Below are 21,972 nucleotides of genomic sequence, written 5' to 3' on the forward strand. Positions count from 1 at the left end.
CCTAGGCTCCTAGAATAACAAGCAACTAGTTACGCTTATTCAGTAAATAAGTGGCAAAACCAATAAAAAGTATACTCGGTAAAGTGGCGCCAATAATTGCAGGAATTTGATAAACCATAACCACGGGGCCAAATATCTCATTGGTTAAATGGAACACAATACCTGTCACCACCCCCATTACAATACGTGCCCCCATGGTTACAGTACGCAGCGGGCCAAATATAAACGACAGGGCTACTAACAACATCACCGCAATTGACACAGGTTGCATTATCTTACGCCATAGCGCCAACTCATAAGTACTGGTATCTTGCTCATTTTGCTTTAAATAACCTAAGTATGACCACAACCCAGTAAATGACAGTGACTCAGGCTTAACCGATACCACGCCTAATTTTTCTGCGGTTAGTTGTGAGTCATAAAACTCTTCATCTTGTTGCTGAGTATTAATTTGTTCTTCAGTCAGCTGCACTTTATTTACATCACGCAATAACCAACCATCTTTTCGGCTAACGGCTTCACGGGCTTTGGTAATTTGCGTAAGTTGCAGCGATTTATCAAAATGGTACATATTTACACCGTGCAACACACCATTTTGATCTACATCTTCAATATTAATAAAGTTATTACCATCTTTTGCCCACACACCTTTTTGCGCGTTGAATACATCACCGCCATGAATTGCATGGTTACGTAACTCTTTAGCTTTAAGCTGCGCTTCTGGTGCTCCCCACTCGCCAAGCGCCATCATACAGATAGCCATAAATATTGCGGTTTTCATTACTGAAATTATGATTTGCAAGCGTGACATACCAGCCGCTTGCATTACAACTAGCTCACTATTTGAGGCAAGTGCTCCTAACCCAGTTAAACCGCCAATAAGTGCAGCCATAGGGAAAAACACCACAAGATCACCTGGCATGCTATACAAGGTATATAACAGCGCAGTGGCGATATCATAACTACCGCGACCAACTGATTTTAATTGCTCGATAAATTTAATAAGGGTACTGATACCCACCAACACCATTAAAGCAAAACCCGTGGTCTGTAAGATGCTGCGGCCTAAATACCAATCAAGCATTTTCATCATGCGCTTAACTCCCGCTTAGTGACGATTGCTTTGAGCCAAGCCCCTAATGGACGCCCTTTGATTATTAAAAACCCACCAATAAATAGCGCCGTAAAGTGGATCCACCATAAACCAATTGAAGGTGGGATCTTGCCATCCTCAACAGCAAACTTGGCGGCATTGAGTAAAATGAAATAGCCTAAATATAAACTAATAGCTGGCACTAATTTAGCAAACTTACCTTGTCGCGGGTTTACCACGCTCAGCGGAACTGCCAGTAAAGTAAGTAACGGTATCGACAGCGGTATAGCTAAACGCCATTGCCACTGTGCAACCGCTTCAGGACCTTGCATAGTCAATAGATCCATAGTTGGTACGGCTTCAAGCTTGCGGCGTTGGTGTTCAATTTCTTGTTCACGTATTTGTACACTGTAACCATCAAATTCGGTTAAATTTAGTGCAGGTGTCTTACCGTCTGTTTCGTATCGCTTACCGTCGCTGAGGATTAATTGTTGCTCGCCACTTTCTTGCTCAATCACCACACCACGCTCCGCATACACTAACCGAGCTAGGTTATCTTTTTCGTTGTCTGGTAGTTGAGCAACAAAAACTTTATGTAATTCTTTACCGCCATTTTCAATATTATGAATAAATACCACGGCTTTTTCGTTACCTGTTTGTTGAAAACGTCCAGCTCGCAGCGCCGACAATCCGGCATCTGCTTTGGCTTGCTCTTTTAGTTGATATTCTTGCTCGCTAGCCCATGGCGCAACATACAAAGTTAATACACCCGCTAAAAGCGCAAGCAGCACACTAGAAATCAAGGTCACTCGTACCACATACCATTCACTGACCCCGCACGCTTTTAGCACCGTCATTTCACTATCGGCATAAATTCGGCTATAGGCGAGAATAATTCCTAAAAAGATACTAAGTGGTAAAATTAATGAAGCTAATTGTGGTAGTTTTAGTGCAATCATCGACAACACTAACTTAGCAGGAATGCCACCTTCAGAGGCATCACTTAAAATAACAACAAACTTTTGCGACAAAAAAATTGTCATCAAAGTTAAAAATACGGCGACCTGAGACTTTAATACTTCAGTGGTCAAATAACGGAAAATTAGCAATGATCGCCCCTGTTAAACGTCGTGTTTCACTTTAAGAGTAAGAAAATTTTAGTAAACTTAAGATTTTATTATATGTCATCAACATTAAATATCATACCTAGCAACTCGATATATTGTCGCTTTAGTGGTATTGATAGTACTAAACATATAAAGTTCAAATACACATAATGAGTCAGCGTTTATAAGCTAGTATTAATCTAATGTCTGGATTTTTATTTAATTGCCCTTATCTAAGGGTTAAATGACTCAAAATTAGGAGTGACAATGGAATTTAGCGTAAAAAGTGGTAGTCCTGAAAAGCAACGTAGCGCATGTATAGTAGTTGGCGTTTATGAGCCACGTCGTTTATCCCCCATTGGAGAACAACTCGATAAAATCAGCGATGGTTATATCTCTAATTTATTACGCCGTGGTGATCTCGAAGGCAAGCCTGGGCAAGTACTGTTATTGCATCATGTACCAAACGTATTAAGTGAACGCATTCTACTTGTTGGCTGTGGTAAAGAGCGCGAACTGGATGACAAACAATACAAACAAATTATTTCAAAAACCATTAATACCCTTAACGAAACTGGGTCGATGGAAGCGGTGTGCTTTTTAACCGAGCAACATGTAAAAAGTCGCGATACGTATTGGAAAGTCCGCCAAGCGGTCGAAACAACTCAAGATTGCTTGTACACATTTAATCAATTAAAAAGCAAAAAAAGCGACCCACGTCGTCCACTGCGTAAAATTGTATTTAATGTACCTACTCGTCGTGAGTTAACTATTGGTGAAAGCGCTATTGAGCACGGCTTAGCGATTGCTGCTGGTAGCAAGTTATGTAAAGACGTAGCAAACATGCCACCAAATATCTGTAACCCAGCGTATTTAGGTGAACAAGCGCAAGAACTTGCCACTAATTTCGATAACATCACAGTGGATATTATCGGTGAAGAAAAAATGGCAGAGCTGGGGATGAATTCATACTTGGCTGTTGGCCGTGGTAGCGATAACGAATCGGTGATGTCGGTCATTAACTACCAAGGTGGCGCGAAAGATCAAGCCCCTATCGTATTAGTTGGTAAGGGCTTAACCTTTGACTCAGGCGGTATTTCACTAAAACCTGGCGAAGCCATGGACGAAATGAAATACGATATGGGTGGTGCTGCCGGGGTAATTGGTGCCATGCGTGCTTTAGCACAAATGCAATTACCAATTAATGTAATTGGTGTTTTAGCCGGTTGTGAAAATATGCCAAGCTCAAATGCCTATCGACCTGGTGATATTCTAACCACTATGTCAGGGCAAACGGTTGAAGTACTCAATACTGACGCAGAAGGACGTTTAGTGCTATGTGATGCACTCACCTATGTTGAGCGCTTTGAGCCTGAAACTGTAATTGATGTAGCCACTTTAACCGGTGCCTGTATTGTTGCCCTTGGTGCTCATGCCACAGGGTTGTTATCAAACCACAATCCACTGGCACATGACTTATTAAAAGCCTCTGAACAAAGTGGCGACCGTGCATGGCAATTACCACTGTGGGATGATTACCAAGATCAACTTGAAAGCCCATTTGCTGATTTCACCAACTTAGGTGGTCGTGCAGCAGGCACTATTACCGCCGCGTGTTTCTTATCTAAGTTCACTAAGAAATATAATTGGGCGCATTTAGATATTGCTGGTACCGCGTGGCGTAGCGGTAAAAATAAAGGGGCAACAGGTCGCCCAGTGCCGATGTTGACACAATACTTACTAAACCGTGCGGGTGTAAGCGAAACCACTCAAGATTAACCTTCGCATACAATGCATTTAAATTAAAATAAGGCGCTTTTCAGCGCCTTATTTATTCTCCACTTAATGAGTGTATTAATTGAAGCAAAACACGTTATATGGCAAAATCTCTGCTTTGATTTAAGTATTATTTTCAATACTGTGGGAAGCCCCGATACAATGAGCATCAACGCCCAGTTTTTCGTTATAAAGCAACAAGATGAGTCATTAGCCAAGGCTGACGATCACTTTCGCTTAGCGGCTGATATTGCGGCTGAACAGTATCGTCTTGGTCATCGTATATTTATTTACGTCGATGATCTTGAAGTCGCCCATGCCATTGATGAAACTATTTGGTCATTTGACCCCGACAGTTTTGTGCCACATAACCTGCAAGGTGAAGGCCCAAAAGGCGGTGCGCCCGTTGAAATAGGCACCACCCCCCGTCGGTAATCGTAAAGTTTTAATTAACTTGGCAGCACAATTACCGGACTTTATTCGCCGGTTTAACCAAGTTTTTGATTTTGTACCCGTAGAAGCCATAGCAAAACAAGCCGCCCGTGAGCGTTTTAAAAAGCTACGCCAACTCGGTGCTAATATCACCACGCAAGATATTAATAGCTAACATACCCTATTGTATAAATAGCTAACTAACTCATTTAAGTACTTATTTAAGGTTCTGTGTAATGGATAAAACCTACAATCCGCAAGATATTGAACAGTCGCTATACCAAGACTGGGAAGAAAAAGGCTACTTTAAACCATCAGGCAAAGGCGACGCATATTCAATTATGATCCCACCGCCAAATGTCACAGGTAGCTTACACATGGGCCACGCCTTTCAAGACACCATTATGGATACCTTAACGCGCTTTAAGCGTATGCAAGGTAACAACACTTTATGGCAAGTAGGTACTGACCACGCAGGTATTGCAACACAAATGTTAGTTGAGCGTAAACTTGCTGCCGAAGAAGGCAAAACACGCCACGACTTAGGCCGTGAAGCCTTCATTGATAAAATCTGGGAATGGAAAAACCAATCTGGCGGCACAATCACCAAACAACTTCGCCGCCTTGGTGCATCGGTTGATTGGGATCGTGAACGTTTCACTATGGATGACGGCTTATCAGAAGCGGTTAAAGAAGTGTTTGTTCGCCTGCACAAAGAAGACTTAATCTACCGTGGTAAACGCCTAGTAAACTGGGATCCAAAACTGCACACAGCAATTTCAGACCTTGAAGTTGAAAACAAAGACAAAAAAGGCTTTATGTGGAACTTACGTTACCCATTAGCTGATGGCGTTAAAACGCAAGATGGTAAAGATTACATTGTGGTTGCAACCACCCGCCCAGAGACCATGTTAGGCGACTCAGGTGTTGCAGTAAACCCAGATGACGAGCGCTATCAAGATTTGATCGGCAAAGATATTTTACTGCCGATTGTTAATCGTCGTATTAAGATTGTTGCTGACGAACATGCCGATAAAGATAAAGGCACAGGCTGTGTAAAAATCACTCCAGCTCATGACTTTAACGACAACGAAGTAGGTAAACGTCATCAACTGCCGATGATCAACATCTTCGATAAAGATGCGGCTATTTTAAGCCAAGGTGAAACCTACACCTTTGACGGCAAAGAGCTTGAATTTGACGCGCCAATTCCTGAACGCTTACATGGCCTTGACCGTTTTGATGCACGTAAAGCGATTGTTGCTGAATTTGAACAGCTTGGTTTACTTGAAAAAATCGAAGATCACGCGCTAACCGTACCTTACGGCGACCGCTCTGGTGTAGTAATTGAACCACTCCTTACCGACCAATGGTATGTACGCGTTGCACCACTGGCTGAACCTGCAAAAGATGCCGTTAAAAATGGCGACATTAAATTTGTACCGCAGCAATACGAGAACATGTACTTCTCATGGATGAACGACGTACAAGATTGGTGTATTTCACGCCAACTTTGGTGGGGTCACCGCATCCCTGCTTGGTACGACAGCGAAGGTAATGTATTTGTCGGTCGTGATGAAGCTGAAGTGCGTCGCGAAAACAATATTGCTGATGATGTAGCTCTGAGCCAAGACGAAGATGTGCTAGACACTTGGTTCTCGTCTGCACTGTGGACTTTCTCAACGCAAGGTTGGCCTGAAAATACCGATGACTTAAAAACCTTTCACCCGTCTGACGTGTTGGTAACCGGTTTTGATATCATTTTCTTCTGGGTGGCGCGTATGATCATGATGACCATGCACTTCATCAAAGATGACAACGGCAAGCCACAAGTGCCATTCAAAACGGTATATGTAACGGGTCTAATTCGCGATGAAAATGGCGATAAAATGTCAAAATCAAAAGGTAACGTACTTGATCCAATTGATATGATTGACGGTATCGACCTTGAGAGTTTAGTGACCAAGCGTACTGGCAATATGATGCAGCCGCAGCTTGCGAAAAAGATTGAAAAGAACACCCGTAAAACGTTTGAAAATGGCATTGAAGCCCATGGTACTGATGCACTGCGCTTTACTCTTGCAGCAATGGCGTCAACCGGTCGTGATATCAATTGGGATATGAACCGCCTTGAAGGTTATCGTAACTTCTGTAATAAGTTATGGAACGCTAGCCGTTACGTACTTATGAATACCGAAGAGCAAGATTGTGGTTTTACAAGCGATGCTGCAAAAGAATATTCACTTGCTGATCGTTGGATCTTAGGGCAATTTGAAGCGACGGTAAAAACTTACACTGAGCACTTAGATAACTACCGTTTTGACCTTGCAGCCAATACGCTTTATGAGTTCACTTGGAACCAATTCTGTGATTGGTACTTAGAGCTGACTAAGCCCGTATTATTCAAAGGTAATGAAGCACAGCAACGTGGTACACGTCATACGCTTATTACTGTACTTGAGAGCTTGCTACGCCTAATGCACCCAATGATGCCATACATCACAGAAACAATTTGGCAACGTGTTGCGCCATTAGCAGGCCTTGAAACAGCCAATACTAGCATCATGGTACAGGCATTCCCGCTATACAATGAAGCGAACGTTGATGCTAAAGCGATGGACGATTTAGAGTGGGTGAAACAATTCATTCTCGCTATTCGTAACATTCGTGGTGAAATGGATATCAGCCCAAGCAAGCCATTATCAGTGTTACTAGCAAATGCATCGAGTGATGATGTACGTCGTATTGAGGAAAATAAATCATTCTTAGCTTCTCTTGCTAAAATTGAAGAATTTACCCTACTTGATAACAAAGATGACGCGCCAGCATGCGCAACATCTTATGTGGGTAACCTTGAGATCATGATCCCAATGGCTGGTCTAATAGATGTAGACGCAGAGCTTGCGCGTATTGCTAAGCAACTTGAAAAAGCTGAGAAAGGCCTAGCCCAAGTGCAAAACAAGCTAGCAAACGAGAAGTTTGTAAACAATGCACCTGAAGCGGTACTTGCTAAAGAAAATGAGAAGCTTGCAGAGTTTTCAGATGCTAAAGCAAAACTACTTGAGCAAAAAGCGAAAATCGAAAGTCTGTAACTACGATCAACGTATATAGTAGCAGCGCGATGTAAAATCGCGCCTACCTACAAAAAAAAGCCGCGTTACTATACAGTAACGCGGCTTTTTATTTGCGCAGGATAACCCCGCGCTTACACATTAAAACGTGTAGTTATACTGTGCACCAAATAAGTACGCATGGCCTTTTGATTCAAAGCCCCACTGCTGCCCTAATTTATCTGATTCAGTAAACTTTTGTGTTTTACCACGTAAAATACTCATACCAATATCTAAGTTTGCTTGCTCACTCATCGTGTAATTAACACCAAACGAGTACCAAAAACGGTCTGTGTCAGGAATAGAAATCGACATATGGTTTTTATCAGCTGGTGATTCATCATACGCAAGACCTGCACGTAGTAGCACAGCATCGTTATACTGATAATCACCACCGATTGAATAACGCATTGCGTTAGAGAAGTTCTCTTCTTTGTCAAATACCGGCTCTTCTAAGCCTGGTACGTAAGCTTCCAGCCTTTCAAAGCTATCCCAACCGGTCCACATTACACTGTAGTGTAAACCTGTTTTCTCATCTAACTGATGTGAACCAGAAAACTCAGCAATTGCTGGTAAAGTAATTTCAACGCTACCCGGTACACTTGCACCCGCTAAACCATTAAAAGGTGCTGATGCTGGTAATTGGTTAGAATATTCACCGTCAAATGTAATGTCTGTTTCACTGCGATAATTAAAACCGAAGCGGCTGTTCTCATCTAGTTGGTACGTAGCACCTACATTCCAACCAAAGCCAGTATCATCACCTTCTAAGTGAGCGCCTTCAGTTTGTGCTGGCACACCAAATGGATTAGCACCAAAGTTACGTACAATTTTCGCGTCTGCGTAAATATAGTTTAAACCAAGACCTACGCTAAATTGCTCGTTAATTTTATATGAGCCACTCACATTCATATTTACAGTAACGATCTCAGTTTCACCAGCAAGTTGACCTGCCGGGTAATCGGCATCAAACTCGGTCGCTAAGCCAAAGTTCGAAAACGCACCAAAACCAACGGCAAATTTATCATCAATAGGCATTACAAAGTAACCGGCTGGAACAAACGCAGCCGGTGCAATGCTACTATCATTTAATTCATTTGGGTTAACTGATGCATTGCTCGCAGAAGTACCACGTAGGCTAACATCAGGAACAACTGCAACGCCTGCAACGCTTAATTGCTGCTCTTTAAATACAGACATTAATGCTGGGTTACGAGCTACGACTGAAGCATCATCGGCTACGGCAGCTTCACCGGCATAAGCACGGCCAAGTCCTGAAGCACTATGCTCAGCTAGTTGAAAAGCTGCTGCAAACGTATCTGCAGACATAACAGCAAGAGATGCTGCGATTAAAGTTTTTGTAAATTTCATTATGTTACCTTAACCAAACTATGCGCTTGGGTTCCCATGTGATGTATCTAATTATTAGGAGTAAGTTACTTCAAAACCTTAGCACATTACCTTATTTTTTAATAAAAAACTGTAACAATTCGTTAAAAAACACCTTTTAAACAAGTTTTTAACAGCAGGATAACACCCTTTTAAAACACATCGGACAAGATGTAGCATTAACTGCAATTGCTATTAATTATCATTTAGGTTGACTTGATTCTAATCGCTAATTAGACTGTTCAACAAGAGTCAGTAAAAGGAGTAAAGCTGTGGAAATAGCATTAATTATTGCTGCATTAGCTTTTTCTGGGGCGAGTGTGTATTGCTTTTGCAAAGCGAACTTTTGTGCCTGCACAAGAGCTGGGCAATGCGACAATCCTGTTAATCATTATTGGTTAGGCGCGATTATTTTCGCCTTGATAGCATTATTGTTTTGCTGTGGAGCCCTGCATACTGAAAAGGGAACTTTATTATGGCTATTATTAATGGTCAGTTGCTTCAGCGGTGCTCTTTTATCAGCAAAGCAGTCAGCTAAAAAGCGCTGTGATCAATCAAAAATTAAAAAATCGCTTAAACCAGCAGATGCTCTTTTAACAAACGAGCCAAATTAAGCTGGTAGTCTAACGGCTTAATACTCGCGAGGATTTTTAAATCATGTTCAGGTGAAGTTAAATCAACATCTTTTGCAGTAATATGATGGCTGTGTTTAGCGTTATAGAAAATTTTCACTTTAGGCTGAATTGGATTCTGGTGATTCCCTTCAGTGACTAAAGCCAAGCGTTCATTAGTTAACTTAACAATAGTCCCTACCGGATGCACGCCTAAACACTTAATAAACCGTTGTACTAACTCCCCATCAAACATTTGTTTATTTGCCAATAAATAACGCAGTGCGTTAATTGGCTCATCGCCTATTTGATGCGGCCTATCTGCGGTCATCGCATCGTACACATCTACAATCGCCATTATTCGTGCTGGCCGACTAAGTTTATCACCTTGCAAACCTCGAGGGTAACCACTCCCATCAAGACGCTCATGATGATTAACAATCATATCAAGCATCAAAGGTGTAATGCCTTTCTCTCCTTTTACTAAGCCAAGACTTTGTGCAACATGCTTTTTAATCGCTTGCATCTCTAACTTGTTCACTTTTTCAGGCTTAGAGAAAATCCCTTGAGGTAATTTAGCTTGCCCTAAGTCATGCAACAATGCCCCCATAGCAAGCTCATGAACAATACTTTCTTTGTAACCTAAGTACTTAGCAAATACAGTGACAAAAATAGCGCAATTGGTCATGTGTCGCCAATTGTACATATGTTTATCTTTAAGACGCGTTAAAATGGTCATTGCATTGTGATTGCGAAATACCGATGCCACAATATCTTTGGCAATATCATCAAGCAACGTCATATTCATCTTTAAACCTGAAGTTACATCGCCATATAAGCTTTGCAAATTACGATTATGTTGCTCATAACTAACACTGGCTTTAGCAAACTCTTGTTCGACAGAGATAACCTTTTTGGCTTTTACTTTTTTAGCTTTTGCTACAGGCTCATTAGTCGTCTGAGTTTTTTGTTGGTACTTAGCGGGGATCCCTACGTCACTTTGAGTAAAGTCGATTAATAACTCTTGCACCCCCTCAGATATTAGTCGCTTTATAATTGACTTATCACGAACTAAACCTCGAGTTTTAATCTTGATACTATCAGCGCCCTCAAATTGCTTGCTGACACTGTCAACAAACATACCTGGTACGAGTTCAGAAATAGGGAGGGTAATGAGCATAAATAGCAATAAGTTACTTTTTCAATAATGGCTTTTTATTATCAACTATCCAGTATAAATGTCTATAACTAAAAGCAGGAACAATAATTAAGTATGAGGTAAACTTATATTTACTTGTCGGTAGTGTGGGTTTGCATTTATTTGTGGATATTGCGAGTTGGCATTTACTTATGGGAGCGCGAGTTGGCGAGATTAGAAACCAAACACAAGGGTCAAGCTGTTTACCCTCGCGAGCTTTACTCTCGCTAACTTTACTCTCTCTAACGTTGCCCTCGCCACTCGCTACTTATTCTTGAAAATACGTGCCCCAGCCGTCGTATTCTACATCGGTATCTACCGCCAGTTGGGCAAGCTTATCAACGTCTTCCATAATAACATCAACATCAAGCTCTGCTTCTACAACGATGTCAAATCCCCAAATTTTACTACCATCTTCAAGCTCTAGCTCGGCAGGTTCTTCAACATCATAACCAAGCTTAAACGCGGCTAATGCAGCTTGCTCAAGCTTTGCAAAGTCTTCACAGACAAAGTGGTGTTCAACTTCATATAAGATCTCTGGATCTGAGCCATCTTCTAATAACGAAGTTACAATGTCTTCACTTATTTCACGCCAATTTTCCATTACTTTTCTCTCACTTGAGCATCTAATTCAGTTATTCTAGCAGCCATTATAGAGTGAATACGTGTTGCGTGTTCACGTGCCCCAACCTTTTTATCAAGGGGGTGTGGCGCTAGCATGTCTATATAGATTGTACCATTGTCCCAGCGATTTAGCTTAATGGTTTTATCCGTTGTACTCATACATACAGGCACTACTGGCACATCGGCATTTAATGCAGTATGAAATGCCCCTGTTTTAAATGGCAATAAACCACGACCATAACTACGCGTTCCCTCAGGAAACATCCATACAGACAAGCCTTTTTGTTTAATTTTATCTGCTGATTTAGAAATAGTCCCAGCCGCTTTTGAGCGATTACCACGATCAATCAAAATGTTTCCCGATAGCCAGTAAAGCTGGCCAAAAAATGGGATCCATTTCAGGCTTTTTTTCCCTAAGCTTACACAGTTTTTTGGTACTGCGGCTGGTAACGTGAAAATATCGTAGTTATTTTGATGGTTTGCAACGTACACTGCCGGACCGCAGTTTTGTGCATCAGGGTGACGTGTAATAACCAATTTTACCCCAAGCATTTTAGCCATAGAGCCAAACCAACTAGCCAAAATATGTACATTATTTATATGGAAAGGCTTTACTAAACAAAGTATTAAACCAAATATACAGCTTAGTAAAATAAATAATGCCATGATCAAAATACGAATAATAGCTAACAAAGAAAACTCTCCAAAAATAATAACGCCGGCATTATAGCGTTATTTTAGTTGCTAAACGAGAGTTTAGCGCACACTTGTAAGCTTAAATTAATTTTCTTTTTAAAAACAAATGGCCTGCAAACGCAGGCCATTTAGTTTAATAACAATTAAGTCAAATTGTTACTCTGTTTCGGTGGACTCACTATCGTCAACAGTAATTAATTCAACCACAGCTTCATCAACTCGCTGTAAACCTCGCGGTAGCTTATTACCACGACGACCACGCTCACCATGATAATGCTCTAAGTCACTTGGTTTTAGGGTCAATTTACGTTTACCTGCATGCAAGGTAACACTCGTTCCTTCTGGCACAACCGCCAACACTTTTACAAACTCTTCTCGCGCTTGCACTTTTGCGCTTGGAATCGAAATTATTTTGTTACCTTTACCTTTACCCAACTTTGGTAAGTCACGTAACGGGAACAGTAACATTCTACCTTCGTTCGAGATAGCCATACAGTAATCAGTGGCAACATCATTGACTCTAATTGGCGCCAATAACTGCCCCCCCTTAGGGACGCTTACCAAAGCTTTACCGTTTTTGTTTTTACTTACTAAATCAACAAAATCAGTGATAAAACCATAGCCTGCATCCGATGCCATTAGCAGCACTTGTTTATCATCAGCCATTACTACATGTTCAAAGTTCGCACCAACAGTGAGGTTAAACCGCCCTGTCATTGGTTCTCCTTGGCTTCGTGCCGACGGTAAACCATGTGCATCGGTGGCAAATGCGCGCCCTGCTGAATCTAAGAACACCGCGGGTTGATTACTCTTACCCCTAGCTGAGGCTTTATATGCATCACCAGCTCGATAACTCAGCCCTTCTACATCTAAATCATGGCCTTTACCTACTCGCGCCCAGCCTTTTTCCGATAGCACCACAGTTACAGATTCTGATGGGATCAAATCTTTTTCACTTAGTGCTTTTGCTTCTAGACGCTCTACAATTGGTGAACGGCGCTCATCGCCATACATCTCTGCGGCTTCTTGAATTTCTTTTTTTAGCAACGTCGACATACGACGTTCTGAGCCTAAAATCAGCTGTAATTTGTCACGCTCTTTCGCTAGCTCATCTTGCTCACCACGAATTTTAAACTCTTCGAGTTTTGCTAAATGACGCAGTTTCAATTCAAGAATTGCTTCTGCTTGAATATCAGTAATACCAAAGCGCTCCATTAACACCGGCTTGGGCTTATCTTCAGAGCGAATAATTTCAATAACTTCATCAATATTTAAAAAGGCAGCGAGTAAACCTTCTAAAATATGCAAACGAGCCAATACTTTATCTAAACGATACTGCAAACGGCGGCGCACAGTTTCACGACGGAACACCAGCCACTCAGTTAAAATTGTTCGTAAATCCTTTACCTGCGGACGGCCATCAAGACCCAGCATATTAATATTAACGCGGTAATTTTTTTCCAAATCTGTCGTTGCAAATAAATGGGCCATTAACGGCTCCACTTTAATACGATTAGAGCGAGGAATAATCACTATGCGAGTTGGGTTTTCGTGATCTGACTCATCTCGTAAATCAGCCACCATAGGCAGCTTTTTTCGCATTCATTTGTGCTGCAATTTGCTCAAGCACTTTGCCACCAGAACACTGATGCGGTAATGCAGTGATCACGATATCACCGTGTTCTTCTGTGTAAATAGCCCGCATTTTTATCGAACCACGACCAGTTTGATAAATTTTACGAATATCAGCTTTTGACGTAATAATTTCTGCTTCAGTTGGATAATCAGGTGCTTGCACATGCTCAAGCAATTGGTCCAACTCAGCTTTTGGGTTATCTAACAATTCACAACAGGCGCTAGCCACTTCACGCACGTTATGTGGCGGAATGTCTGTTGCCATACCTACGGCAATCCCCGTAATACCATTAAGTAAAATATGCGGTAAGCGTGCAGGCAGGACTTTAGGCTCATCCATAGTGCCATCAAAATTAGGCGTCCAATCAACGGTGCCTTGGCCAAGCTCTTTTAACAGTACTTCGGAAAACTTAGATAAACGTGCCTCGGTATAACGCATTGCAGCGAATGATTTAGGATCATCTGCCGCGCCCCAGTTACCTTGTCCATCTACAAGTGGATAACGATATGAAAATGGTTGCGCCATTAACACCATCGCTTCATAACAGGCGCTATCTCCATGTGGGTGATATTTACCTAATACGTCACCAACTGTGCGCGCAGATTTTTTATATTTCGCTGCCGCTGATAAACCCAGCTCACTCATCGCATAAATAATCCGGCGCTGTACGGGTTTTAAGCCATCGCCAATATGCGGCAATGCCCTGTCCATGATCACATACATGGAGTAGTTCAAATAGGCGTCCTCGGTAAAACGCCCCATTGTTTGTTGTTCAATTCCTTGCATTAGCAAAGTATCTGTATCACTCATCAAAGCCTACCTAATTTTTTTTATAGCTTACACGGTAGATCACATTGGCATAATCATCGGAGATCAATAAGCTGCCATCGGCAAGTTCTGCAAAAGCAACTGGACGACCCAATGTTTCTTCGTTTTTCATAAAGCCCGTAATAAACGGCGTATATTTTATCACACGTCCTTGCTCAATGGTGGCAACTGCCACTTTATATCCGGATTTTTTACTGCGGTTCCACGACCCGTGCTCAGCAACAAATAGCTGCTGTTTATAATTAGCCGGAAATTGCTTTCCGTTATAAAAATGAATACCTAAAGGTGCAACATGTGCACCTAACGCTAACGCTGGAGCACTGTAATCTGCAATACTTTTGCCTTTGCCAAACTCAGGATCTAAAATTGCACCTGCGTGCACGTATGGGAAACCAAAGTGCTCACCTTCGCTCGTTAAACGGTTTAACTCATCTGGAGGTAAATCATCCCCCATCATATCTCGACCATTATCGCTAAACCACATAACCTGTGTACTTGGGTGGAAATCAAAACCGACAGAATTACGAACACCTTGCGCAAGCGTGGTCATTTGTTTGGTGCTGACATCCAACGAAAAAATTCGTCCAAACCGCTCATCTTCGCCGCAAATATTACAAGGTACCCCAACTGGGATGATCAATTCGCCAGTAGGTGAAAAACGTAAAAATTTCCAACCATGATGGCGCTCAGTTGGCAACGCATCGTATACCACTTCATAGCTTGGCGCTTTTAATTGTGTATCGATATTTTTAAAGCGAATAATCCGATGTACTTCACCTACATATAAATCACCATCTTTAATTGCTAAGCCAGATGGCATGGTTAAACCGCTGGCTACTAAGATTTGTTTATCAGCAATTCCATCGCTATTGTGATCAATCAATGCATACACATTGCCCGCTTTTCGCGAGCCAACATACACTATGCCTTTTTTTGACACAGCAAGCTGCCGAGCGTTTTCTACATCACTGGCAAATATATTTATTGTAAAACCATCCGGAACACTGAGTTCTTGAATAATTTCTTTTGCTGCTAAGGGCGTGCTTAGCAACCCTACTGCTAGTAGAGATATTAGTAATTTATTCATCGGTTTCTACCCTATTTCGACCACGCTCTTTTGCAGTATAGAGCGCTTTATCTGCGTTTTTTAATAAATCTTTACATGAGTTTAGATGCACACCTTTTTGCGCGACACCAAAACTTGCAGTCATTCTAAGCACATGTTCGCCATAATTAATCTGTGTTTTTTCTATATCACTTTTAATTCGATAAGCGATTTCTACCGCTTCCACACGCGATGTATTACTTAACACCACTAAGAACTCCTCTCCACCAATACGTCCTAAAACATCATTGTCGCGAATAGCGCGTTGCGAAATCTCAGTAATCGCTTTTAATACATGATCCCCAGCTGGATGACCAAACTCATCATTGATAGTCTTAAAGTGATCTAAGTCAAAAATGATCAAACAAAAATTATGATTATCTTTTTTCAGCTGTAGCCACTGTAACTCAGCAAGATCCATGATTTTGCGTCGATTTGCCACACCGGTTAAAAAGTCAGTATTTGCCAATAAACTGAACTTACGTTTTAATCGGTATTGTCGCCACGAAAACAGTAACAAGAGTAAAAACAACAATAACACACTAAACATAATGGTATTTTGTAGTGCTTGCTGTTGTTTAATTTCTAGTAAAGCAAACTCATTAAGCTCTTTATCTTTTTTAAGCAATTGCTTTTCAAGTTCAACTTGTTTGGTATCAAATTGGACTTTATGACGTGAGCGCGACAACTCACGTACTTTATTATAATGCTGATCATTTAACGCTATGAAATCTTGTTGATACTTATAAGCCAGTTGATAATCATTTTGTTGTACGGCCAGCTTTGTTTGTAACCGTGCCAGCTTTAATAACGACGTTATACTATTTTCTATTGGTATTTGTTCAGACATCAACTGCGCTTTTGCTAACGTTTGCGCGGCTTGCTCAGTTAAATTTTGTGCAAGCTCGACAGCAGCTTGAATGTATAAGTGATTGGCAATGTTAGCGACATCTTCAAGCTTATCGAAAAACTGGTTACTGAGTGCAAGGTAATGACTAGCACGCGTTATATCTTGTTCAAATAAATACGCTTCGGCCAATATTATATAACCGTAGTACACTAAGTTTTCATTTGCTACTTTGTGGGCCATTGCGAGCATTGTTTGGCTACTATCAATTGCCTCTTGGCTACGCTCCATCTTTAAATATACTTTAGCTAAATGAAAGTACGACACTAAACTATCAAACACTAAATCATTCTCTAGGAAATAAGCTAACGCCTTGTGCTGCATTTGCAGTGCTTTATCGTAATCAAATAAATACTCATACGATTTTGCCATGGTCGATTCTATGTAGGCTAAATCAAGTAAATCTCCGCTGCGCTTAATAATCTCATAGCTTTTATAAAAATAGTCTAATGCTTTAATATCATCATGATTATAAACATAAAAACTCGCTAACGCGCCGTATACTTTACTTCTTAACTTATCATTACCAAGTAGATCGACTTGCTGCTCAGCGGTCTTTAAAATCGCTAACGACTTATCAGCTTGACCCGAGTAACTATGGATAGTGGATTTTATTAAGTAGTAATTGATCAACGACTCATTACTTAATACTGCCAATTCATTGGCAAGTTGTTTTTCCAGCTCTATGGCTTTAGTCAACTCACCCAATAATAAGTAATTTTCAGCTAAATCAAGTTGTAACTCACTGCGTTGTAAGGGCGTTAAGCGAGTGTGCTGTTGGGTTAATACTAATTCTAAAAACTCAGTAGCTTGACCTGGATCTTGAACACTTTTCTCATGTGCAAGGTCGCGTTGTGTCGCCAACCATTGCGCATCTAAAGCCGGTTGCTGCGCTGCGTTTGACGCAGCGCAATATAAATACAAGTACGCAAATATGCTGAGTAATAAAACACGTATGTGTAAATAGCTAAAACAGCTTCCTTGTTGACCTTGCATATTTACACCCTGGCTTAATTACACTTGAGCACGATTTCCATGGTCTTCTAACCATTGACGACGATCTGATGAACGTTTTTTCGCAAGCAGCATATCCATCATTTCCATGGTTTCCACTTCATCTTCTAAAGTAAGTTGTACTAAGCGGCGAGTATTAGGGTCCATGGTTGTTTCACGCAATTGTAGTGGGTTCATTTCACCCAAGCCTTTAAAGCGCTGTACATTCACTTTGCCACGTTTTTTCTCAGCTTCAATACGAGCTAAAATGCCTGACTTTTCATCTTCATCCAAGGCGTAATAAACGTCTTTACCAATATCGATTCTAAACAATGGCGGCATCGCAACAAACACATGCCCCGCTTTTACTAAGGTAGGAAAATGACGCACAAAAAGCGCACATAATAAGGTGGCAATATGTAGCCCATCTGAATCAGCATCCGCTAAAATACAGATTTTATTGTATCGTAAAGAAGAAATATCTGCGGAATCTGGATCAATCCCTAATGCAACTGAAATATCGTGTACTTCTTGTGATGCTAAAATCTGCCCTGATTCAACTTCCCACGTGTTCAAAATTTTACCACGTAGCGGCATAATAGCCTGAAATTCACGGTCACGCGCTTGTTTTGCTGAGCCGCCTGCTGAGTCACCTTCGACTAAAAATAATTCGGTGCGATCATTATCAGCGGCACTACAATCGGTTAATTTACCAGGTAATGCGGGGCCTGCTGTAACACGTTTACGCACCACCTTTTTAGCAGCACGTAAACGTTTTTGAGCATTTGAGATACACAGCTCAGAAAGCAGCTCTGCAGTATCAGTATGTTCGTTCAGCCACAAGCTAAATGAGTCTTTAACCACCCCTGATACAAATGCAGAACACGAACGAGATGAGAGTTTTTCTTTGGTTTGGCCAGCAAATTGTGGATCTTGCATTTTAACTGATAAGACATAGCTACAGCGCTCCCAAATATCATCGGGGGTCAACTTTACGCCGCGCGGTAAGAGGTTTCTAAATTCACAAAACTCACGCATCGCTTCAAGTAAACCTTGGCGCAAACCATTCACATGGGTGCCGCCTTGCGCTGTAGGTATTAAATTAACATAGCTTTCAGCAATTGATTCGCCGCCTTCTGGCAACCAAACAACGGCCCAATCAGCCCCTTCAGTTGAGCTTGAGAATTCGCCTGTAAATGGGTCTTGTGGTAAAACCTCGTATCCTTTAACGGCCTCGTTTAAGTAATCTTTTAAACCCGTTTCATAGTACCACTCTTGCGTTTCTTTGGTTTGCTTGTTAGTAAACTTAATACGCAAACCCGGGCACAATACAGCCTTAGCCTTAAGCAAGTGATGTAGCTTGAGTAATGAGAAGTTAGCGGAATCAAAATAGCTGGCATCCGGCCAAAAACGCACTGTGGTACCGGTGTTACGCTTACCAACAGTACCAATGACATGTAAGTCTTCAACTTTATCGCCATTTTCAAACGCCATCATGTATTGCTGTGCATCACGACGCACAACCACTTCAACTCGGGTCGAGAGCGCATTTACTACAGAAATACCGACACCGTGTAAACCACCAGAAAATTGGTAATTCTTATTGGAAAACTTACCACCGGCATGCAATTTAGTGAAAATTAGTTCAACCCCAGGGATACCTTCTTCTGGGTGAATATCAATAGGCATACCACGGCCGTCATCGCTGACCTCTAGTGAATTATCTTCGTGTAAAATAACATCAATTTTAGTGGCATGGCCGGCCATTGCTTCATCGACACTGTTATCAATAACCTCTTGTCCCAAGTGATTAGGACGGGTAGTGTCGGTGTACATGCCAGGACGGCGTTTAACAGGTTCTAACCCATTTAATACTTCAATGGCTTCGGCGTTATAATTTTGCTGACTCATAGTTTTTATCTTTTATGCGCTTAGCTATGTTTTACGTGATTTTAAGAAAATCTACAATACTAGCAATGGAGTCTTCAAAGCCAATAAAGCTATGATCACCCCCAAATTCTACCCGTTGCTGGCATTGTGAATAATATTTAACGGCCTGCTGATAATCCAAAACTTCGTCACCCGTTTGCTGTAATAAATACAGTAATGATGGGCGTTTCAAGTATGGTATCGACAGTGACTTTAACGCGTTAATATGACTATTATTGAGCTCGTAATGGCTATCCTGATACGGATTATAGTTCGGCCCTAACAATGAACTCAATAATAAATAAGGTTTAACAGCAGGATTGATCAGCGCTGCTGGTAATTGATATTTCTGCGATAAATAAGTGGCGTAAAAACCACCTAAAGAACTGCCAAGTAATACCGTATTTGGCGTTATTAATTGCTCAAGCTGAATTATTGCATGATACGGTTCATGACTCAGGCGCGGCACACAATAATCAACGTCATAGTGTGCCATATACTCACCAAAGCGGACAGCTTTAAATGATTTCTCACTGCTATTAAACCCATGAATATAAATTACTCGTTGAGCCATACTAGCTCCGAATCAACAATTACGTCATCGCTTGACTTAGCTATCGTTAATAACCGATAACTCGCACCTAAATTTTGTTGCTGCCAATGGTGACTATTTTTAGTAAATTGTACTGAACTTGCAGGGGTCGCCACCACCTCAATATTTCTGAACTGAAATTGATAGTCATTATGAACATGACCATGAAATACATGCCTAACCTGCCCACTGTTTTGTAACATGTTAAGTAACTGTGGCCCATTTTCAAGCATATGCTTATCTAAATAGCCGTTAATTGGCAGCGGATTATGATGGCAAAAGACCACACTCGGTGACACTGTATTTGCTAATAATTCAGTGATCTCATTTAAGTGCACTTCACTTACCCAGCCTGCGGGAGTTGGGCCTTTAGAGTTAATCAATAACACTTCGAAACCCTGAGCAATTAAACGCTTAGCGTTGCTTATTTGGCCGCTAGAAATGTGTTTCATGGCAGCTATATCGTCATGATTTCCTGGCAGCCAAAATACCTGACAGGTAAGCGCTGAGTCAGCAATCAACTGAGCAAATAACGAGTACGATTCAATACTGTGATCTTGAGTTAAATCACCACCAAAAATAACCGCATCTAATGACTGCGCTGCCATGTGTGCCAGCGCGCGAGAAAAGTGCTCTGCGGTATTAACCGAAAAATACTCACCTTGTGGATCAGCAAATAAATGGCTATCGGTAATATGCGCTAAACGTAGTTGATTGTGCTTGAAAGTGGCATGTACATCAAACCAAGCCATTATTCACATCCCAATTGAGTACAGAGCGACCACTTTCTACACATGCCACTAACCAATCATATAAAAATGCATTGAGCTGATATTTTTCATCTTTTTGATGCATTTGCGGATTAGGGTAACCATAGGATGGTTTAATTCTTTGGTGGTAGTCATGGTGAATTATTTCTGCCACCTTTGCATCATGGTACAAACGCACAGTCAAAAACAGTGGGGTGAAGCCTGCTAACATGCCCGTTAATTGCGTAATAGAAATATCCATAGTGTACTTTGCACACCCATCTACTTTAATTGCAAACTGGCTATTGCCTAATTGTACTTGTCGCGTACTGCCTTGTTTGCGCTCGTTAGGTAGCAACTTTAGCGCACGTAAGTAATTATGCTCACACAAGGTCAAGTATTTAGGGAGACTTTGAATATATCGTTGTTTCACTGCAAGTGCTGTCACGTTACCGCCATAAAATTAGATGTTAAGGGTAGTCTATTTATTCATTATACGTTCGCGATTAAGTGCTAACCACTGTAATGAAATAACCGTAGCGGCATTGTCTATTTCACCACTGGCTAGACGTGCCATCGCTTCACTGTAACTGATGATGTGAGTTTTTATATCTTCACCTTCTGTTTCAAGCCCATAAACACCACTTTGCAGCTGACTTAAATCAGTAAGCGCTAAATAAAGGTGTAACCGCTCAGTCGTGCCGCCTGGGCTTGAAAGATACGATAACATAAACTCTAATTCATCCAGTTCAAGTCCCGCTTCCTCAAATGCCTCACGTTTCACTACAGTCTCATAATCAGTGCTGCCATCCGTCATACCCGCGATGCACTCTAATAACCAAGGAGACTGCTTACTCTTGATCGCACCAATGCGAATTTGCTCGATGAGCAATATATTATCTGAAATAGGATCATACGGTAAAACGGCTACGGCGTCACCGCGTTCGAGTATTTCTCGGCGGATCGTTGCTGATTGCCCACCAGCAAAAAGGGCATGCTGAAACTGATATAAATTTATTTTAAAAAAACCTGCATATAAATTTTCTATTGGCGCGATAGTTACATCATTGCTGCTGAACTTTGCTACGGTCTTATCGGTCATTTATCTTCCTAAATCGCTTTATTAACTCAAATAGTTTGAGGATTATTATATTCTGTTACACTTGTTTACGCTGTTTTACGCAATTTTTTTTTTGTT

The 21,972-nt window shown here is 41.3% G+C and carries 16 protein-coding genes and 2 pseudogenes; 4 read left to right on the top strand and 14 right to left on the bottom strand.

From position 1 onward, the window contains the following. Positions 1-25 precede the first annotated feature (25 nt). Both lptG and lptF read right to left on the bottom strand, forming a co-directional pair. On the bottom strand, positions 26-1,093 hold the full coding sequence (gene lptG / locus KAN5_RS11010; RefSeq protein ID WP_016708162.1) for an LPS export ABC transporter permease LptG: 1,068 nt from the start codon (positions 1,091-1,093) through the stop codon (positions 26-28). After that, positions 1,090-2,202: an LPS export ABC transporter permease LptF gene (lptF, locus tag KAN5_RS11015; protein WP_244389708.1), complete on the bottom strand. Its 1,113-nt coding sequence runs from the start codon at positions 2,200-2,202 to the stop codon at positions 1,090-1,092. Before lptF ends, lptG begins: the two co-directional genes overlap by 4 nt. A 264-nt stretch (positions 2,203-2,466) precedes the next feature. Between lptF and pepA the strand changes: the two genes are divergently transcribed. The 3 genes and pseudogenes from pepA to KAN5_RS11030 all read left to right on the top strand — a co-directional run bounded on the left by pepA (position 2,467) and on the right by KAN5_RS11030 (position 7,499). Continuing rightward, a complete protein-coding gene (gene pepA / locus KAN5_RS11020) occupies positions 2,467-3,978 on the top strand; it encodes a leucyl aminopeptidase (RefSeq protein ID WP_016708164.1) in 1,512 nt (503 codons plus the stop codon). Positions 3,979-4,137: 159 nt separating this feature from the next. Next, positions 4,138-4,582 (top strand): annotated as a pseudogene (locus KAN5_RS11025) (DNA polymerase III subunit chi). Positions 4,583-4,643: 61 nt separating this feature from the next. Continuing rightward, the gene (locus tag KAN5_RS11030; protein ID WP_016708166.1) at positions 4,644-7,499 is read left to right on the top strand and encodes a valine--tRNA ligase; all 2,856 of its coding nucleotides are present in this window, start codon (positions 4,644-4,646) and stop codon (positions 7,497-7,499) included. Positions 7,500-7,619: 120 nt separating this feature from the next. Here KAN5_RS11030 and KAN5_RS11035 read toward each other — a convergent pair whose 3' ends face one another. Then, positions 7,620-8,888, bottom strand: coding sequence for an outer membrane protein transport protein (locus KAN5_RS11035; RefSeq protein WP_016708167.1), 1,269 nt, complete (start codon positions 8,886-8,888; stop codon positions 7,620-7,622). A gap of 290 nt (positions 8,889-9,178) precedes the next feature. Between KAN5_RS11035 and KAN5_RS11040 the strand changes: the two genes are divergently transcribed. Next, positions 9,179-9,520, top strand: a complete 342-nt coding sequence (locus KAN5_RS11040) for a hypothetical protein (protein WP_016708168.1) — start codon at positions 9,179-9,181, stop codon at positions 9,518-9,520. Here the strand turns inward: KAN5_RS11040 and KAN5_RS11045 are convergent. The 11 genes and pseudogenes from KAN5_RS11045 to KAN5_RS11095 all read right to left on the bottom strand — a co-directional run bounded on the left by KAN5_RS11045 (position 9,480) and on the right by KAN5_RS11095 (position 21,876). Beyond that, positions 9,480-10,697, bottom strand: coding sequence for an HD-GYP domain-containing protein (locus KAN5_RS11045; RefSeq protein WP_016708169.1), 1,218 nt, complete (start codon positions 10,695-10,697; stop codon positions 9,480-9,482). The two genes, KAN5_RS11040 and KAN5_RS11045, sit on opposite strands and share 41 nt — an antisense overlap. A gap of 286 nt (positions 10,698-10,983) precedes the next feature. After that, positions 10,984-11,319, bottom strand: a complete 336-nt coding sequence (gene rraB / locus KAN5_RS11050; protein ID WP_016708170.1) for a ribonuclease E inhibitor RraB — start codon at positions 11,317-11,319, stop codon at positions 10,984-10,986. Next, positions 11,319-12,032: a 1-acylglycerol-3-phosphate O-acyltransferase gene (locus KAN5_RS11055; protein WP_016708171.1), complete on the bottom strand. Its 714-nt coding sequence runs from the start codon at positions 12,030-12,032 to the stop codon at positions 11,319-11,321. Before KAN5_RS11055 ends, rraB begins: the two co-directional genes overlap by 1 nt. A gap of 159 nt (positions 12,033-12,191) precedes the next feature. Further along, positions 12,192-14,481 (bottom strand): annotated as a pseudogene (gene parC, locus KAN5_RS11060) (DNA topoisomerase IV subunit A). 10 nt (positions 14,482-14,491) lie between these two features. Then, entirely contained in the window at positions 14,492-15,586 is a 1,095-nt protein-coding gene (locus KAN5_RS11065; protein ID WP_016708173.1) for a PQQ-dependent sugar dehydrogenase, read from the bottom strand. Further along, positions 15,579-17,507, bottom strand: coding sequence for a GGDEF domain-containing protein (locus KAN5_RS11070; protein WP_244389709.1), 1,929 nt, complete (start codon positions 17,505-17,507; stop codon positions 15,579-15,581). Before KAN5_RS11070 ends, KAN5_RS11065 begins: the two co-directional genes overlap by 8 nt. A gap of 18 nt (positions 17,508-17,525) precedes the next feature. Next, positions 17,526-19,415, bottom strand: coding sequence for a DNA topoisomerase IV subunit B (parE, locus tag KAN5_RS11075; protein WP_016708175.1), 1,890 nt, complete (start codon positions 19,413-19,415; stop codon positions 17,526-17,528). Positions 19,416-19,446: 31 nt separating this feature from the next. Beyond that, positions 19,447-20,007: a YqiA/YcfP family alpha/beta fold hydrolase gene (locus KAN5_RS11080; protein ID WP_016708176.1), complete on the bottom strand. Its 561-nt coding sequence runs from the start codon at positions 20,005-20,007 to the stop codon at positions 19,447-19,449. Beyond that, complete coding sequence (locus KAN5_RS11085; protein WP_244389710.1) at positions 19,992-20,777, bottom strand: metallophosphoesterase; 786 nt, start codon at positions 20,775-20,777, stop codon at positions 19,992-19,994. The genes KAN5_RS11080 and KAN5_RS11085 overlap by 16 nt, the downstream gene beginning before the upstream one ends. Then, entirely contained in the window at positions 20,764-21,222 is a 459-nt protein-coding gene (locus tag KAN5_RS11090) for a DUF1249 domain-containing protein (RefSeq protein WP_016708178.1), read from the bottom strand. Before KAN5_RS11090 ends, KAN5_RS11085 begins: the two co-directional genes overlap by 14 nt. A gap of 33 nt (positions 21,223-21,255) precedes the next feature. Beyond that, a complete protein-coding gene (locus KAN5_RS11095; protein WP_138554631.1) occupies positions 21,256-21,876 on the bottom strand; it encodes an NUDIX domain-containing protein in 621 nt (206 codons plus the stop codon). Positions 21,877-21,972 lie beyond the last annotated feature (96 nt).

Source organism: Pseudoalteromonas sp. KAN5 (assembly GCF_022846535.1).
Lineage (GTDB): Bacteria > Pseudomonadota > Gammaproteobacteria > Enterobacterales > Alteromonadaceae > Pseudoalteromonas > Pseudoalteromonas haloplanktis.

Coding starts and splice junctions, on each gene's coding strand:
- KAN5_RS11035 (WP_016708167.1), bottom strand. CDS start 8,888: ATGAAATTTACAAAAACTTTAATCGCAGCATCTCTTGCTGTTATGTCT.
- rraB (WP_016708170.1), bottom strand. CDS start 11,319: ATGGAAAATTGGCGTGAAATAAGTGAAGACATTGTAACTTCGTTATTA.
- KAN5_RS11070 (WP_244389709.1), bottom strand. CDS start 17,507: ATGCAAGGTCAACAAGGAAGCTGTTTTAGCTATTTACACATACGTGTT.
- KAN5_RS11065 (WP_016708173.1), bottom strand. CDS start 15,586: ATGAATAAATTACTAATATCTCTACTAGCAGTAGGGTTGCTAAGCACG.
- KAN5_RS11045 (WP_016708169.1), bottom strand. CDS start 10,697: ATGCTCATTACCCTCCCTATTTCTGAACTCGTACCAGGTATGTTTGTT.
- KAN5_RS11095 (WP_138554631.1), bottom strand. CDS start 21,876: ATGACCGATAAGACCGTAGCAAAGTTCAGCAGCAATGATGTAACTATC.
- KAN5_RS11030 (WP_016708166.1), top strand. CDS start 4,644: ATGGATAAAACCTACAATCCGCAAGATATTGAACAGTCGCTATACCAA.
- KAN5_RS11080 (WP_016708176.1), bottom strand. CDS start 20,007: ATGGCTCAACGAGTAATTTATATTCATGGGTTTAATAGCAGTGAGAAA.
- parE (WP_016708175.1), bottom strand. CDS start 19,415: ATGAGTCAGCAAAATTATAACGCCGAAGCCATTGAAGTATTAAATGGG.
- lptG (WP_016708162.1), bottom strand. CDS start 1,093: ATGATGAAAATGCTTGATTGGTATTTAGGCCGCAGCATCTTACAGACC.
- pepA (WP_016708164.1), top strand. CDS start 2,467: ATGGAATTTAGCGTAAAAAGTGGTAGTCCTGAAAAGCAACGTAGCGCA.
- KAN5_RS11085 (WP_244389710.1), bottom strand. CDS start 20,777: ATGGCTTGGTTTGATGTACATGCCACTTTCAAGCACAATCAACTACGT.